The organism is Rahnella victoriana (genome assembly GCF_004330295.1).
Lineage (GTDB): Bacteria > Pseudomonadota > Gammaproteobacteria > Enterobacterales > Enterobacteriaceae > Rahnella > Rahnella victoriana.
In genome coordinates this window covers 1-618 of the sequence record NZ_SJOJ01000072.1, presented here as the reverse complement: position 1 = coordinate 618, position 618 = coordinate 1, and the positions used below count along the sequence as shown (strand labels likewise).

The window sequence follows — 618 nt, the reverse complement described above, 5'->3', positions numbered from 1 at the left end:
AACTACACCCGCACCGCGCAGGTGCTGGCGGACACCATGGCAGAAGCGCACCTGTGGGCGATGGACAGGCCAATGACCCCGACGCTTATCAAAGACATGATCGCGGGCATTAACGCCAAGCTGCGCGAAATGAAAACTGCCGGTCTGATCATTGATGGCAATTGCTGGTATGACCCCGAAGCGAACACCGTTGACACCCTGAAAGCGGGCAAGCTATTCATTGATTACGACTACACGCCGGTGCCGCCGCTGGAAGATTTGACCCTGCGTCAGCGCATCACCGATCAGTATCTGGCGACGTTCGCCACCTCCGTTAACAGCTAAGAGGCGCTAAAACATGGCACTGCCTAAAAAACTCAAATACCTGAACCTGTTTAACGACGGGAACAGCTACCTGGGCATGGTCAGCGGGCTGACGCTGCCGAAACTGACCCGCAAGCTGGAGAACTATCGCGGCGGCGGCATGACCGGTTCCGCCTCCATTGATTTCGGCCTGGACGACGACGCGCTGACCTTTGAATGGACGGTGGGCGGACTGGACGAACTGGTGTTGCAGCAGTGGGGCGCGGTGGACGCCGTGCCGCTGCGCTTTGCCGGTTCCTTCCAGCGTGACGACAC

Annotated in this window: 2 protein-coding genes; both read left to right on the top strand. The window is 58.7% G+C overall.

The window, feature by feature from the left end; genetic code table 11:
• Positions 1 to 324 (top strand): phage tail sheath C-terminal domain-containing protein (locus tag EYY67_RS24345; protein WP_278248222.1); only part of this gene is annotated, 324 nt, incomplete at its 5' end.
• A 13-nt stretch (positions 325 to 337) separates the two neighbouring features.
• Positions 338 to 618 (top strand): phage major tail tube protein (locus tag EYY67_RS24340; RefSeq protein ID WP_207391117.1); only part of this gene is annotated, 281 nt, incomplete at its 3' end.